At 57.2% G+C, this 15,057-nt stretch carries 10 protein-coding genes; 9 read left to right on the top strand and 1 reads right to left on the bottom strand.

Features of this window, described 5'->3' with window-relative positions; translation table 11 throughout:
• The first annotated feature begins 90 nt into the window (after positions 1–90).
• Positions 91–1,080, top strand: a complete 990-nt coding sequence (locus FQ179_RS21555) for a malate dehydrogenase (RefSeq protein WP_149399715.1) — start codon at positions 91–93, stop codon at positions 1,078–1,080.
• Between the two features lie 272 nt (positions 1,081–1,352).
• Here the strand turns inward: FQ179_RS21555 and prpR are convergent, their stop codons facing one another.
• The gene (prpR, locus tag FQ179_RS21560) at positions 1,353–3,374 is read right to left on the bottom strand and encodes a propionate catabolism operon regulatory protein PrpR (RefSeq protein WP_149399717.1); all 2,022 of its coding nucleotides are present in this window, start codon (positions 3,372–3,374) and stop codon (positions 1,353–1,355) included.
• 237 nt (positions 3,375–3,611) lie between these two features.
• On the opposite strand from prpR, the gene prpB reads away from it, so the two are divergent.
• The 8 genes from prpB to acnB all read left to right on the top strand — a co-directional run bounded on the left by prpB (position 3,612) and on the right by acnB (position 15,022).
• On the top strand, positions 3,612–4,517 hold the full coding sequence (gene prpB / locus FQ179_RS21565) for a methylisocitrate lyase (protein WP_149399719.1): 906 nt from the start codon (positions 3,612–3,614) through the stop codon (positions 4,515–4,517).
• 17 nt (positions 4,518–4,534) lie between these two features.
• Complete coding sequence (gene prpC, locus FQ179_RS21570; RefSeq protein WP_149399721.1) at positions 4,535–5,734, top strand: 2-methylcitrate synthase; 1,200 nt, start codon at positions 4,535–4,537, stop codon at positions 5,732–5,734.
• A gap of 78 nt (positions 5,735–5,812) precedes the next feature.
• Positions 5,813–8,407, top strand: a complete 2,595-nt coding sequence (acnD, locus tag FQ179_RS21575) for a Fe/S-dependent 2-methylisocitrate dehydratase AcnD (RefSeq protein ID WP_149399938.1) — start codon at positions 5,813–5,815, stop codon at positions 8,405–8,407.
• A gap of 115 nt (positions 8,408–8,522) precedes the next feature.
• Positions 8,523–9,713: a 2-methylaconitate cis-trans isomerase PrpF gene (prpF, locus tag FQ179_RS21580; protein ID WP_149399723.1), complete on the top strand. Its 1,191-nt coding sequence runs from the start codon at positions 8,523–8,525 to the stop codon at positions 9,711–9,713.
• A gap of 198 nt (positions 9,714–9,911) precedes the next feature.
• On the top strand, positions 9,912–11,363 hold the full coding sequence (locus FQ179_RS21585; protein ID WP_149399724.1) for a bifunctional 2-methylcitrate dehydratase/aconitate hydratase: 1,452 nt from the start codon (positions 9,912–9,914) through the stop codon (positions 11,361–11,363).
• 44 nt (positions 11,364–11,407) lie between these two features.
• The gene (locus tag FQ179_RS21590; protein ID WP_149399726.1) at positions 11,408–11,806 is read left to right on the top strand and encodes a hypothetical protein; all 399 of its coding nucleotides are present in this window, start codon (positions 11,408–11,410) and stop codon (positions 11,804–11,806) included.
• A gap of 101 nt (positions 11,807–11,907) precedes the next feature.
• Positions 11,908–12,183, top strand: a complete 276-nt coding sequence (locus tag FQ179_RS21595) for a GNAT family N-acetyltransferase (RefSeq protein ID WP_149399728.1) — start codon at positions 11,908–11,910, stop codon at positions 12,181–12,183.
• A 253-nt stretch (positions 12,184–12,436) separates the two neighbouring features.
• The gene (gene acnB, locus FQ179_RS21600) at positions 12,437–15,022 is read left to right on the top strand and encodes a bifunctional aconitate hydratase 2/2-methylisocitrate dehydratase (RefSeq protein WP_149399730.1); all 2,586 of its coding nucleotides are present in this window, start codon (positions 12,437–12,439) and stop codon (positions 15,020–15,022) included.
• Positions 15,023–15,057: the final 35 nt, after the last annotated feature.

Consider the following 15,057-nt stretch of genomic DNA (forward strand, 5'->3'; position numbering starts at 1 on the left):
CGCCCGCCGACGCAATCTCTGAAATCCAGACGCCAAAAGATTTACACTGTTGCTGTCACATATTTCCAATACCCAAACGGGAGATTATTAATGTCCAAACCCGCCATGCGCGTCGCTGTTACCGGGGCTGCCGGCCAAATCGGTTACGCATTGCTGTTTCGCATCGCCTCGGGCGAAATGCTCGGCCAAGATCAGCCGGTCATTCTGCAACTTCTAGAAATCCCCGACGAGAAAGCGCAAAAGGCGCTTAAGGGCGTCATGATGGAACTCGACGATTGCGCGTTCCCCTTGCTGCAAAGCATGACTGCACATAGCGATGCACGTGAAGCATTCAAAGATGCCGACGTCGCTCTGTTGGTGGGTGCCCGCCCCCGTGGCCCAGGCATGGAACGCAAAGACCTGTTGCAAGTTAACGCACAGATCTTCACGGCACAGGGCAAGGCCCTCAATGACGTGGCCAGCCGCGACGTCAAGGTGCTGGTCGTGGGCAACCCCGCCAACACCAACGCCTACATTGCCATGAAGTCCGCGCCCGATCTTCCGGCCAAAAACTTCACCGCCATGCTGCGTCTAGACCACAACCGTGCGCTGTCGCAACTGGCTGCCAAAACCGGCAAGGCCGTGGGCGACATCGAGAAACTGGTTGTGTGGGGCAATCACTCCCCCACCATGTACCCCGATATCCGCTTTGCCACCATCAACGGTGAAAGCCTGCCCAAGCTCGTCAACGACGACGCGTGGGTGCGCGACACATTCATCCCTACCGTAGGCAAACGCGGCGCAGCCATTATCGAAGCGCGCGGCCTGTCGTCTGCTGCATCGGCTGCCAACGCCGCCATTGATCACGTGCACGACTGGGTGCTGGGCTCCCAGGGCAAATGGGTCACCATGGGCATTCCTTCTGACGGCTCTTATGGTATTCCAGAGGGCATCATCTATGGCGTGCCCGTTACCACCGAAAACGGCGAGTACACGCGTATAGAAGGCCTGGAAATCGACGACTTCTCACGCGAGCGCATGGACTTCACGCTCAACGAGTTGCTCGAAGAGCGCGACGGCGTAAAAGATCTGCTCAAGTAAAAGGCTGGCCGGGCAAAACACCGCGCGGCCAGGCTACGGCAAGGTTGCACGTATAAGCGGCATCGCGGCCAAGCTTTAAAAGCCCAGTGATAAACGGCAGCGCAGTCAAGCCTTAAAAGCTCAATGCCGCACAGGTCTTGCAAAACACCCCAAAGTCACGCCCAACCGGCTTTGGGGTGTTTTTTATGCGCTGGCTTGGCAACGATGGCGCCGCAACATAGGTGTCAGCAGTGTGGCAACACACCCTCACGCTATGCTTGCGGCCCTATTATTCACTGCCCTTCACCCAGCTGCTTTAGCTTGCGCCATAGCGTAGTGCGGCTAATGTTCAGCCTGGCAGCGGCGGCCTCTCGGTTACCGTGACAGGCATCGAGCACCGCCTTAATATGTGCCAGTTCTGCCGCGCTGCGCTTATGCCTCAGGCCCTGCGCCAGGGGTGCAAAAGCCTGCCCCGCACCATCGCTGCGCCCGGCCCCGCCCTGTAAGCCGCCCACGCTCGCGCCTTCAGGTCTGAGCCTACCTTGATGCGTAAAAAGCTCGGGCGCAATGGCCAGAATTTCGTCTGCTGTAATGTTGCTGGACGACGAAGGCAAACGAAACACCAGCGTACGCTCAATAAGGTTTTCAAGCTCGCGGATGTTTCCCGGCCAGTCATAATGTTGTGAGACGTCAACAATTGCGGCAACAATAGAATCATCACCCGGCTTGCGATATCTCAAACGCTGTGCCACTTTTTCCTGAAGATGCCGAGCCAGCAGCGGCAAATCATCTTTGCGCTCGCGCAGTGGCGGCAGCTTGATCAACAAAATGTTCAAGCGATAAAACAAGTCACGGCGAAAGCCGCCTGCCTGCACCTGGGCATTCAAATCACGGTGTGTCGCCGCAATAATGCGTACATCCACCGGCGTCGGTTCAGTGGAGCCAAGCCGCAGCACTTCTTTTTCCTGCAACACGCGCAATAGCCGAGTCTGCAGCGACGGCGGCATTTCACCGATTTCATCCAGAAAAATCGTACCGGTATGCGCGGCCTCAAACAAACCAATCTTGCCGCCACGACTTGATCCGGTAAAGGCACCTTCCACATACCCGAACAATTCGCTTTCCAGCAGGCTTTCAGGAAACGCGGCACAGTTGACGGCGACAAACGGCTGGGCCCGCCGGGCACCGGCGTGATGAATACCCTGTGCCAGCAACTCTTTGCCCGTGCCGCTTTCGCCAATAATCAGCACCGTCGCATCGCTTTGGGCACACGTGAGCGCACGAGCCCTGACGTCGCGAATGGCCTGACTTTGCCCAACCAGATGGTCCAGACTGTATTTGGTGATGTTGGCCCGCGGTTGCGCGCGCGACCGCAAGTTGCGATCCAGACGCTGGATGACCACGGGGTCCTGGCAAACCAATACGGCGCCCGTTTGCCGCCCCTGCTCAATAATAGGCATACGTGTCACAACAACGATTTTGCCCCCAACCTCCTCCACCTGCTCTGACTCCGTGTCGCCTGAACGCAGGGTTTGCTGCAGGCTCAGGGCATCGCTCACCTCACTTAGGCGCTGCCCGATCAGTTGCGTGGCGGGCAGACCGATCAGGGCCTCCATGGAGGGGTTTATGGTTTCGATACGCTCATCCATATTGACGGCTACCACGCCGTCTTTAAGCTTGCCCAAAATCGTGTTGAGCTTTTCGCGCCGCGATGCTTCCAGCCGCGATATGCGCGCCACCTCGATGGCGTCGTCCATCGCTTCACGCACTGCCCCCTGCGAATACAACAGCACGCCTTCGAGGCCGCACGTGCGCGCCAGATCCACAACCAGCCCCGGCGCAACAATCGCCTGAACCCCCTGCGTCTTGAGCTCTTGCACGCAGGCTTCAGCATCTTCTTCGGTGGTGTACGAGCGCAATGCAACACGCAGCCCGAACGTGTCACAAAAGTGCCTGACTTCAGGGGCAATATCGCCATAAGTGACGAGCGCAATGTGGGTCGTGTTACGAGATGCGCGGGCCAGGCCGCGCATAATATCCAGCCCACCAGCCTTGACCAGAACCACGGGCAAGTCGAGATGCTGTCGTAAATAACTGCCGTTCGATCCGGCCGACACCACCGCATCCACAGGGCGAATAGCGCGCATGGCGGCAATGTCGGCCACCGCATCGCTGTATGCCTTGTCCAGAACTGAAACTTCGGCGATAGTGCTGTACTGTGGTGCCAGTTCTTCGAGCAAATCACGCAGGCCGTGAAACCCTACAGCCACGATACGCAGCCGGTCGCCCGAAAAAGGGTGAAACAGCGCAGACATAGAACACTCCCGTTGAAACGTTCAGATAATGAACCACTTGAAACGTTATTATTTCACAAATGAAACAATCAAAATCGCTTTAAGGCGTGAAAGTGATCTGCTCTGCAGGGCATGCAGGCACGCAATCCCGGCCACACGTGGTTTCAGGCCTATTCGCTGCGTCCGCTAAAAAGTTGGCACAATCTTTGCTTGATATCTGTTCAATAACCGAATCACACCAACCAAGAGAGGTCTACTGTGTCTGAAGCAAACCAGAAACAAGCGTCGGCAGGTGCCCGCTTTCGTCAAGCCCTGAAAGAAGAACAGCCTTTGCAGGTTATTGGCGCCATCAACGCTAATCACGCCCTGCTGGCAGAGCGTGCGGGCTATCGCGCCATTTATCTGTCAGGCGGTGGCGTCGCCGCAGGCTCACTGGGCTTGCCAGACCTGGGCATTAACACGCTTGATGACGTACTCACGGATATCCGTCGCATTACCGATGTGTGTGATGTGCCCCTTATGGTCGATATCGACACCGGCTTTGGCCCCTCAGCCTTCAATATTGCGCGCACCATCAAAAGCCTCATCAAATTCGGCGCCGGCGCCTGCCATATCGAAGACCAGGTCGGCGCCAAGCGCTGTGGCCACCGCCCAGGCAAAGAGATTGTCAGCAAGGGTGAGATGGTTGACCGCATCAAGGCCGCAGTCGATGCCCGCACCGACCCCGATTTTTTCATTATTGCTCGCACTGATTCGATCGCCGTCGAAGGCGTCGATGCCGCGCTGGAGCGGTCGGCCGCCTTCGTCGAGGCAGGTGCCGATGGTATTTTTGCCGAAGCCTCTTACGACCTCGCCACTTACGAGCGCTTCAAGAAAGAACTGAACGTACCCGTATTGGCCAACATTACTGAATTCGGCAAGACACCTTTATTTACGCGCGACGAGTTAGCCAGTGTCGGCGTCGACATCGTGTTGTATCCTTTATCCGCATTCCGCGCCATGAATAAGGCGGCAGAAGCGGTGTACACCGCCATCAGGCGCGACGGCCATCAAAAGAGCGTTATTGATTTGATGCAGACCCGCGACGAACTGTACGACCGCATTGGTTACCACGAGTTTGAATCCCGACTCGATGCCCTCTTCCAACAAGGCAAATCGAAATAACTTTCAGGAGCAGCGACATGGCTACACGTAAAGCTAAAGAATCCAGTCAAACCAAAGCCGCCAGCAAAGCAGCGCCCGCCACAGGCCCCAAACCCAAGAAGTCTGTCGCGCTATCCGGCGTAGTCGCCGGCAATACCGCGCTGTGCACGGTCGGGCTCAGCGGCAATGATCTGCACTATCGCGGCTACGACATTCTCGATATCGCCGAAACCTGCGAATTTGAAGAAATCGCCCACCTGCTTATTCATGGCAAGCTGCCTACCAAAAGCGAACTGGCAGCCTATAAAGCCAAGCTGCGTCGTTTGCGCGGCCTGCCTGCCCAGCTTCAGATCGCCCTCGAGGCACTGCCCGCAGCAAGCCACCCCATGGATGTCATGCGCACAGCCGCTTCGGTATTAGGCTGCGTTCTGCCTGAAAAAGACGATCACAACCTGCCCGACGCCCGTGATATCGCCGACCGCCTCATGGCCAGCCTGGGTTCGGCCCTGCTTTACTGGTATCACTACAGCCATAATGGGCGCGTGATCGACGTAGAAACGGATGACGACAGCATTGGCGGCCACTTTCTGCATCTACTACACGGTGAAGTACCCAGCGATGAGTGGGTGCGCGCCATGCATACGTCGCTTATTCTGTACGCCGAGCATGAGTTCAATGCCTCCACGTTCGCCAGCCGCGTCATTGCCGGCACCGGTTCCGACATGTACTCGGCCATTACCGGCGGTATCGGTGCGCTGCGTGGGCCCAAGCACGGCGGCGCCAACGAAGTGGCATTCGAAATCCAGAAGCGCTATGACTCGGCAGACGATGCCGAGGCTGACATCCGCAAACGCGTCGAAAGTAAAGAAGTCATTATCGGCTTTGGTCACCCGGTTTATACCGTGTCTGACCCTCGCAACGAGGTCATTAAAGGCGTTGCACGCAAACTGTCAAAGACCCAGAACAGCATGAAAATGTTTGACATTGCTGAGCGCCTCGAAACAGTTATGTGGGACGCCAAAAAAATGTTCCCCAATCTTGACTGGTTCTCTGCTGTGTCGTACCACATGATGGGCGTGCCTACCGCCATGTTCACACCGCTGTTTGTTATCGCCCGCACGGCGGGTTGGTCTGCGCACATTATTGAACAGCGCATCGATAACAAAATTATCCGTCCGACGGCAAACTACGTGGGCCCCGAAGACAAGAAGTTTGTCCCGATCAGCAAACGCCGCTGATCACGCCCCACAGAAGGCTCGCCCGGCGGGCCTTCTGTGCTGACACATCTTCTGCCCACCTTTTTTCTTCTGGCTGCCATGAATACCGCATATCGCAAACCCCTGCCTGGCACCTCGCTCGATTATTTCGACACACGTGAAGCGGTCGAAGCTATCAAGCCTGGTGCTTATGCCACCCTGCCCTATACGTCACGCGTCTTCGCTGAGAACCTGGTTCGTCGTTGCGACCCAGACACACTGACCGACTCGCTTATACAGTTTATCGAGCGTCGTCGTGACCTTGATTTTCCGTGGTTTCCGGCACGCGTAGTGTGCCACGACATTCTTGGCCAGACCGCGCTTGTCGACCTGGCCGGCCTGCGCGATGCCATTGCCGAAAAAGGGGGTGACCCTGCTCTGGTAAACCCGGTCGTGCCCACGCAACTTATCGTGGATCACTCGCTTGCCGTTGAATACGGCGGCTTTGACAAAGACGCCTTTGCCAAAAACCGTGCCATCGAAGATCGACGCAACGACGACCGCTTCCACTTCATCAACTGGACCAAAAAAGCGTTCAAAAACGTAGACGTCATCCCGCCCGGCAACGGCATCATGCATCAGATCAACCTCGAACGCATGTCGCCCGTTATCCATGCGCGCGACGGCGTGGCTTTCCCTGACACGCTGGTAGGCACCGACAGCCACACACCTCACGTTGATGCGCTGGGCGTCATCGCCATCGGTGTTGGTGGCCTAGAAGCTGAAAGCGTCATGCTGGGCCGGGCTTCCTGGATGCGCCTGCCCGATATTATCGGCGTTGAACTGACCGGCAGGCTGCAACCAGGCACCACGGCGACTGACATGGTGCTGGCGCTTACCGAGTTTTTGCGCAACCAGAAAGTAGTGTCGTCCTACCTGGAATTTTACGGCGAAGGCGCAGCCAGCCTGACGCTGGGCGACCGTGCAACCATTTCCAACATGACTCCAGAATATGGCGCTACGGCTGCCATGTTCTACATTGATCAGCAAACCATTGACTATCTCAAGCTCACAGGCCGTGATGATGAGCAGGTCAAGCTGGTAGAAACGTACGCCAAGACGGCCGGTCTCTGGGCCGACAGCCTCGAAACCGCCGTATACGAGCGAGTGCTCAAGTTTGATCTGTCGAGCGTTGTACGCAATATCGCCGGCCCGTCAAACCCGCACCGTCGTGTTCCTACCTCTGAGCTGGCCGCCCGGGGTATTTCGGGAGTCGTTGAAAACGAACCTGGGCTTATGCCCGATGGTGCCGTTATCATTGCCGCCATTACCAGCTGTACCAACACCAGCAACCCGCGCAACGTGATTGCAGCCGGCCTTTTGGCACGTAACGCCAACGCACGCGGGCTGACACGCAAGCCCTGGGTTAAGTCATCTTTGGCACCCGGTTCCAAGGCCGTGCAACTGTATCTGGAAGATGCCGAACTGTTGCCTGAACTTGAGCAGCTTGGGTTTGGCATTGTGGGCTTTGCCTGCACCACCTGTAATGGCATGAGCGGTGCGCTTGACCCGGTAATTCAGAAAGAAGTCATAGACCGCGACCTGTACGCCACGGCCGTGCTTTCGGGCAACCGCAACTTTGATGGCCGCATCCACCCTTATGCCAAGCAGGCCTTTCTGGCTTCGCCACCGCTGGTGGTCGCCTACGCCATCGCTGGCACCATACGGTTCGACATCGAAAAAGATGTACTTGGGCACGATAAAGAGGGCAACCCTGTCACGCTGAAAGACATCTGGCCCACCGACGAAGAAATCGACGCCATCGTCGCCGCCAGCGTTAAACCTGAGCATTTCCGCCAGGTATACGAGCCCATGTTTGCCGTCAGTGCAACCGACAGCACGCAAATCAGCCCACTGTATGACTGGCGCCCCCAAAGTACCTATATACGACGCCCGCCGTACTGGGAAGGCGCACTGGCCCGCGAATGCACGCTCAAAGGCATGCGCCCCTTGGCCGTACTGGGTGACAACATTACTACCGACCACCTTTCGCCCTCTAATGCCATTCTGGCGAGCAGCGCGGCAGGCGAATACCTGGCCAAAATGGGGCTGCCTGAAGAAGACTTCAACTCGTATGCCACCCATCGCGGTGACCACCTTACCGCACAGCGCGCCACGTTTGCCAACCCCAAATTACTCAATGAAATGGTGCTGGAAAATGGCGAGGTTAAGCAAGGCTCGTTGGCACGCATTGAGCCCGAGGGTAAAGTTACCCGCATGTGGGAGGCCATAGAAACTTATATGGAGCGCAAGCAACCCCTCATCATTATTGCGGGCGCAGATTACGGCCAGGGCTCATCGCGTGACTGGGCCGCCAAAGGAGTGCGTCTTGCAGGTGTAGAAGCCATTGCGGCCGAAGGCTTTGAGCGCATCCACCGCACCAACCTGGTCGGCATGGGGGTGATACCGCTTGAGTTTCAGCCAGGCGTCACACGCAAGACGCTGAACATTGATGGTACCGAAACCTTCGACGTGATCGGCACGCCCTCCCCGCTGGCCACCCTTACGCTCGCCATTCACCGCAAAAACGGCGAACGCATAGAGGTACCGGTCATCTGTCGTCTCGACACGGCGGAAGAGGTTTCCATATATAAGGCTGGCGGCGTCCTGCAGCGCTTTGCGCAAGACTTTATCGAGTCTACGGCAACGGCCTGACGCGTGCGAACGAGGGTGTGGCACTAAAACCTGACACACCCTCTCGCACCGCTTCCATCCAGGCAAGGGCATCTTCAAGGCAACACGACTGCAACACAGGAACCCCAACATCGTCATGACACACCCACCACAAGTCAAGATACCTGCCACTTATCTGCGTGGCGGCACCAGCAAAGGCGTTTTCTTCCGACTGCAAGATCTCCCCGAAGCCGCGCGTAAACCTGGCGCAGCCAGGGATGCACTGCTGCTGCGAGTCATTGGCAGCCCCGACCCGTATGGCAAACAGACCGACGGAATGGGTGGTGCCACCTCAAGCACCAGTAAAACCGTCATCATTGCGCCAAGCACCCAGCCTGATCACGACGTGGACTACCTGTTCGGCCAGGTTTCCATCGACAAGCCGTTTGTTGACTGGAGCGGCAATTGCGGCAATCTGTCTTCCGCTGTAGGCCCTTATGCGATCAGCAACGGTTTTATTGCAGCCGCCCGCATTCCCGAAAATGGCACGGCCACAGTGCGCATCTGGCAGGCCAATATCGGCAAGACCATCGTGGCTCACGTACCCATCGTTAACGGCGAAGTGCAGGAAACCGGCGACTTTGAGCTAGACGGGGTAACCTTCCCGGCGGCCGAAGTGCAACTTGAGTTTCTGGACCCAGCGGCCGACGACGACGGTGAGGGCGGCAAGATGTTCCCGACCGGCAACCTGGTCGACGCGCTGGAAGTGCCCGGCGTGGGTACGCTACAGGCCACCATGATCGATGCCGGCATCCCCACAGTGTTTATCAACGCTCAAGATATTGGCTACACCGGTACCGAATTGCAGGAAGCCATTAACAGCGACCCCAAGGCACTGGCCATGTTCGAGACCATCCGGGCACACGGCGCGCTGCGCATGGGTCTGATCAGCGACCTTAACCAAGCTGCCACACGCCAGCATACGCCCAAGGTCGCCTTTGTGGCTCCGCCGACCGAGTACACAGCCTCCAGCGGCAAGCACGTCAAGGCCGATGATATCGATCTGCTGGTGCGCGCGCTTTCCATGGGCAAACTGCATCATGCCATGATGGGCACGGCGGCAGTTGCCATTGGTACAGCGGCTGCCATCCCCGGTACCCTGGTCAACCTCGCGGCGGGCGGCGGCGATCGTAGCGCCGTACGCTTCGGTCACCCTTCGGGCACCTTACGCGTGGGTGCCGAAGCCATCCAGGAAAACGGCGAATGGGTAGTAAAAAAAGCCATTATGAACCGCAGCGCACGCATACTCATGGAAGGGTGGGTACGTGTGCCTGCAGCCACTGCCTGATCAGAGATAAGTTGGGATATGCATCCACAGCCACTTCTTGATCAGGGATAAGCGTGGACGTGGACCTGCAGCCACTTGCTCATCAGAGGTAAGCCTGGGCGTGGATCTGCAGCCACTTGCTCATAAGGGGTAAGCTTGGGCGTGGGCCGCTCCGGCGATATACTGAAAGTTGTCTTTTCATAATCGTCAGGAGCTCTTATGTCCGCGCCCATTTCCAATGTACGTCCCGAACCCGATCAGGTACTGGTTGACATCGCCGACTATGTGCTCAATGACAAAATCGATAGTAGCGTGGCGTATGAAACCGCCCGCAACGTATTGATTGACACGCTGGGCTGCGGTCTTGAAGCGCTTGAATACCCTGCCTGCACCAAGCTGCTGGGTCCTGTCGTACCGGGCACCGTGGTGCCTCACGGGGCCAAGGTGCCCGGCACACAATTTCAGCTCGACCCCGTACAGGCAGCCTTCAACATTGGCTGCATGATCCGCTGGCTTGACTTCAACGACACATGGCTGGCCGCAGAATGGGGTCACCCCTCAGACAATCTCGGCGGCATTCTTGCCATGGCCGACTGGCTGTCACGCACTGCCATCGCCGCCGGCAAACCACCACTGACCATGCGCGACGTGCTCACCGCCATGATCAAGGCCCACGAAATCCAGGGTTGCATCGCCCTTGAAAACTCGTTTAACAAGGTGGGGCTTGACCATGTCGTACTGGTCAAGGTTGCATCGACGGCCGTGGTGGCGCACATGCTCGGCCTTAGCCGAGATGAAATCATCAACGCCATCTCACTGGCGTGGGTCGATGGCCAAAGCCTGCGCACGTATCGACATGCGCCCAACACGGGCAGTCGCAAGAGCTGGGCGGCCGGCGATGCAACCAGCCGCGCCGTGCGCCTGGCCTTAATGGCTCGCACCGGAGAAATGGGCTACCCCTCTGTACTCACTGCCAAAACCTGGGGCTTTTATGACGTACTGTTCAAAGGCCAGCCATTTCGGTTCCAGCGGCCCTATGGCAGCTATGTTATGGAGAACATTCTCATCAAAATCTCCTACCCTGCCGAGTTTCATTCGCAAACCGCCATTGAGTGTGCCATGCAGATCCATGGGTTGCTTAAAGCACAGGGCAAGACTGCGGCCGACATCAAGAAGATCACCATCCGTACTCATGAGGCCTGCATCCGCATCATCGATAAAAAAGGCCCGCTTAATAACCCTGCCGACCGTGACCACTGCGTGCAGTACATGGTGGCTGTACCCATTATCTTTGGCCGCCTGACCGCTGCCGATTACGAAGACGGTGTGGCCGCCGACCCGCGTATCGATGCATTGCGTGAAAAAATCGTGTGCGTCGAAGACCCGGCTTTTACTGCCGACTATCACGACCCCAACAAACGCTCCATCGCCAACGCGCTAACCGTAGAGTTCAATGACGGTAGCCAACTCGACGAGGTCGTGTGCGAATACCCTGTCGGGCACATGCGACGCCGCAAGGAAGGCATCCCCTTGCTTGAGGCAAAATTTCGCACCAACCTGGCGCGCCGCTTTCCTGTCCGTCAGCAACAATGCATTCTGAACGCCTCTCTTGATCAGGCTGCACTTGAACACATGCCGGTGCATGAGTACGTCGATTTGTACGTGATCTGATCCAGCATGCAAACAGCACGCCAACTATGGCAAAATAGTTGGCTATGCTGATAAATTTCGCTTATTACGCCCTACCATTTCTGTTTACGCTGCTGGTCGCCTGCGCACTGACAACACTGGTATCCGGGCTATACCTTTGGCTGTTTCGCATCCAGATCACCAACAATACCCTGCGTCATCCCTACCTTGATCGACAACCCTGGGAGCGTTACCCGCTGCCGCTCAAGGTAGCCATGCTGCTCGACTATTTTTTACGGCTGGCCTTTCCGTCCAGCCAATTCTGGATCATCGGCCACGCCAACCGCCTGCTCCCGCATGTGGAACGCAGCCAAGTACCCACAGCAATTAAATGGCCACTTATGGGGTTGTGGGGTGGCTGCTTCATAGGCATAGTCGCCATGCTGGCCGTCTGGCTACTGCTGTTGCTGCTGGGTGCACCATGACCCACGCGCACCAGCCAGGCCAGCACGACCAATGCGCTGCAGGCACGCCTGCATTAGATTCAAATCACTACACCATACGAACACCTCAAGGATTAACCACTATGAGTCGCGCTATACAGCACAACGTCGCCCAAAGCCGTTTCGAATGGACCGAAGACGGCATGCTCTCTGTACAAGACTATGATCTGCAGAACGGCGTCATGACCATTACCCACACGGGTGTGCCCGAAGCCGTGGGCGGCCGGGGTATCGCCGGCGACCTCACCCGCGCAGCGCTCGAAACCGCAACAGAGCAGGCCCTCAAAGTGCGCCCCATGTGTTCATACGTCGCCACATACATCGAGCGCCACCCTGAATACAAAGCGCTGGTGCTCTAAGCCCGGCCCTAAGTGGCAGCACAGCCTGCCAGACGGGCCCTGATTGCACACGTATCGGCAACCTCAGCGGCAAGGCCAATCCAGCTGACGACGGGTCATTTTCTGATGTGACGCCGGCATCTTGGTGCGCGTACAACACATACGAATCTTATGTCTTATATAAGATATAAGACATTTGCTTCAGCGCACCATTTGCTTCTACAATAGTCACATAAAACATACTCTTACCATTCATCGATAAAGGGCATGCACCATGCTTGAATCCTATCGCCAACATGTGGCCGAACGTGCCGCGTCAGGCATCCCTCCCCTTCCTCTTACCGCCCAACAAACCGCCGAGCTCATTGAACTGCTCAAAGCTCCCCCGGCAGGCGAAGAACAATTCCTGGTCGACCTGTTCACCCACCGTGTGCCCGCAGGCGTAGACGACGCCGCTAAAGTCAAGGCCTCGTATCTTGCCGCCATCACCCTGGGCAAAGAAACCTGTGCCCTCATTGATCCAAAGCACGCCACCGAACTGCTGGGCACCATGCTTGGGGGCTACAACATCAGCCCACTTATCGAATTGCTCGATAACGAAACGCTGGCACCTGTCGCCGCCGAGGCACTCAAGAAAACACTGCTGGTTTTCGATGCCTTCCACGACATCAAAGAAAAAGCCGACAATGGCAACAAATACGCCAGCGAAATACTGCAAAGCTGGGCTGATGCCGAATGGTTCACCAGCCGCCCCCAAGTCCCTGAAAGCCTGACACTCACCGTTTTCAAAGTTAGCGGCGAAACCAACACTGACGATCTGTCGCCTGCCCCTGATGCCTGGAGCCGCCCCGACATTCCGCTGCACGCGCTGGCCATGCTCAAAAACCCGCGTCCGGGCATCCAGCCCGAAGAGCCGGGCAAGATCGGCCCCATCAAATTCATACAAAGCCTCAAAGAAAAAGGCCATCTGGTTGCCTATGTGGGCGACGTGGTTGGTACTGGCTCCTCACGCAAATCGGCCACCAACTCTGTACTGTGGCACACCGGTCAAGACATCCCCTACGTGCCCAACAAACGGTTTGGCGGCGTATGCCTGGGCAACAAAATCGCCCCGATCTTCTACAACACCATGGAAGACGCTGGCGCCCTGCCTATTGAACTTGACGTTTCACAAATGGAAATGGGTGACGTCATCGAGTTGCGCCCGTACGAAGGCAAAGCGCTCAAAGACGGCAAAGTCGTCGCCGAGTTCCAGGTCAAATCAGAAGTGCTGTTTGACGAAGCTCGCGCCGGTGGCCGTATTCCACTTATTATCGGTCGCGGCCTCACCGCCAAGGCACGCGAAGCGCTGGGTCTGCCAACCTCTGACCTATTCCGCCTGCCCCATAACCCTGCCGAAACCAACAAGGGTTACACACTGGCCCAGAAAATGGTCGGCCGTGCCTGCGGCTTGCCCGAAGGCAAGGGCGTGCGCCCCGGCACCTACTGCGAGCCCCGCATGACCTCTGTGGGCAGCCAGGACACCACCGGCCCCATGACGCGTGACGAGCTCAAAGATCTGGCCTGCCTGGGCTTCTCGGCCGATCTGGTCATGCAGTCGTTCTGCCACACTGCCGCCTACCCCAAGCCTGTAGACGTCAAAACGCACCACGAACTGCCCAATTTCATCAGTACTCGTGGCGGCGTGTCCCTGCGCCCCGGCGACGGCATTATTCACTCCTGGCTCAACCGCATGCTGCTGCCTGACACCGTCGGCACCGGCGGTGACTCGCACACCCGTTTCCCCATTGGCATCAGTTTTCCTGCCGGATCCGGTCTGGTCGCTTTTGCTGCTGCCACGGGCGTTATGCCACTTGACATGCCTGAATCAGTCTTGGTGCGGTTCAAGGGCAAGTTGCAGCCTGGCGTTACCCTGCGCGATCTGGTCAACGCCATTCCGCTGTACGCCATCAAAAATGACTTGCTTACCGTCGAAACACAAGGCAAGAAAAACATTTTCTCGGGGCGTATTCTCGAAATCGAAGGCCTGCCCAATCTCAAAATCGAACAGGCTTTCGAACTCACCGACGCTTCAGCCGAACGTTCTGCAGCAGGTTGCACAGTGCGCCTGAACAAAGAACCCATCATCGAGTACATCAACAGCAACATTACGCTGCTCAAATGGATGATCGCCAACGGCTACGAAGACGAACGCAGCCTGGCACGTCGCATCAAAGCCATGGAAGCATGGCTGGCAGATCCGCAATTGCTTGAATCCGATGCCGACGCCGAATACGCAGCCGTCATCGAAATCAACATGGACGAGATCATCGAGCCTATTGTTGCCTGCCCCAACGACCCCGACGACGTCAAGACCTTGTCCGATGTTGCCGGTACCGTCATCGATGAGGTGTTCATCGGTAGCTGCATGACCAATATCGGCCACTTCCGCGCCGCTTCCAAGCTGCTCGAAGGCAAACGCGACATACCCACCAAATTGTGGGTGGCCCCGCCCACCAAAATGGACGCCAAGCAGCTTAGCGAAGAAGGCCACTACGGTGTGTTGGGTACTGCGGGCGCACGCATGGAAATGCCCGGCTGCTCGCTGTGCATGGGTAACCAGGCACAGGTACGCGAAGGCGCTACCGTCATGTCCACCAGCACACGCAACTTTCCCAACCGACTTGGCAAAAACGCCAACGTGTTTCTGGGATCTGCCGAGCTGGCCGCCATCTGCTCACGCCTGGGCCGCATCCCCACGCGCCAAGAGTATCTGGCCGACATGGGCATTCTTGATGCCAGCAGCGACCAGATCTACCGCTACATGAACTTCGACCAAATCGAAGAATTCAAGGAAATTGCCGATTCCGTAGGCATCTAAGCGAAGTTTCGCTCAGCAACAAACCCCGCCCCGGC

The organism is Pusillimonas sp. ANT_WB101 (assembly GCF_008369125.1).
Taxonomy (GTDB): Bacteria; Pseudomonadota; Gammaproteobacteria; order Burkholderiales; family Burkholderiaceae_B; genus Allopusillimonas.